This window comes from Leucobacter soli, from assembly GCF_042659205.1.
Classification (GTDB): domain Bacteria; phylum Actinomycetota; class Actinomycetes; order Actinomycetales; family Microbacteriaceae; genus Leucobacter; species Leucobacter soli.
Map to the genome: position 1 here is coordinate 1 of NZ_JBHSRW010000410.1, position 1,023 is coordinate 1,023.

The window sequence follows — 1,023 nt, forward strand, 5'->3', positions numbered from 1 at the left end:
CGGGTTCGGCCGCATCGGCCGCGGAGTCCCGGCCGGGCATCACCAGCTACCGGATCGGGGAGCGCGACCTCCACGTCCTCGCGGGCGGCGCCCTCGTCAACATCGCCGGCGGCAGCGGCCATCCCGTCGAGGTGATGGACCTGACCTTCGCCGTGCAGGGGCTCGGCGTCCACCACCTGGCCTCGACCTCGCTCGATCCCGGCGTGCACATCCTGCCCAAGGCGCTGGACGATTCGATCGCCGCCGCGAAACTCGCCTCCTACGGGATCCGCCTCGACGAGCTCCGCACCGACCAGCTCGACGACCACACCGCCCGCATGGCCGGCACCGCGGACGGAGGGAGCCCCGCATGATCGACATCACCGGAGCCGCTGCGGAGCGCATCGCCTGGGCGGCGCGCAGCATGCCCGTGCTCGAGCGCGTCGCGAAGCGCTTGGCGGAGCAGGGCTCGCTCGCGGGACTGCGCGTCGGCGTCAGCCTGGTGCTCGAGCCGAAGACCGCGAACCTCGCCCTCGCGCTGCGGGACGCGGGCGCTGAGGTCGTCGTGGCCTGCAACGCGTCGTCGACCGACCAGCAGGTGGCGGAGGCGCTGCGCGGGCTGGGCCTGCGCGTGTTCGCCGACAGCTCGGCGGACGAGGCCGAGGATCTGCGGCTCGCGCGCGAGTTCCTCGAGACCGGGCTCGACATCCTGATCGATGACGGCGCCTCGGTCACCCGCCTCGCCCACCGCGAGTACCCCGAGCTCGTCGCGAAGATGATCGGCGCGACCGAGGAGACGACGAGCGGCGTGCGCCCGCTGCGGGTGATGCACGACGACGGCGCGCTGAAGCTGCCAGTCATCGCCGTCAACGACGCCGCGTCGAAGTACCTCTTCGACAACCTCTACGGCACCTCGCAGTCGTGCGTCATGGCCTTCCTCGACCTTACGAACCTGCAGCTCGCCGGGCGCACCGTCGCGGTGGTCGGCTACGGCTGGGTCGGCACGGGCGTCGCCCGCGACGCCGCGGCGATGGGCGCCCGGGT

2 protein-coding genes are annotated in these 1,023 nt (G+C 72.7%); both read left to right on the forward strand.

The window, feature by feature from the left end; translation table 11 throughout:
- The coding region (locus tag ACFPZL_RS13590) for an adenosylhomocysteinase (RefSeq protein WP_382335918.1) at positions 1-353 on the forward strand (353 nt) is incomplete at its 5' end.
- Positions 350-1,023, forward strand: a 674-nt coding sequence (locus ACFPZL_RS13595; protein WP_382335920.1) for an adenosylhomocysteinase, incomplete at its 3' end; no start/stop codon positions are given. The genes ACFPZL_RS13590 and ACFPZL_RS13595, both read left to right, overlap by 4 nt.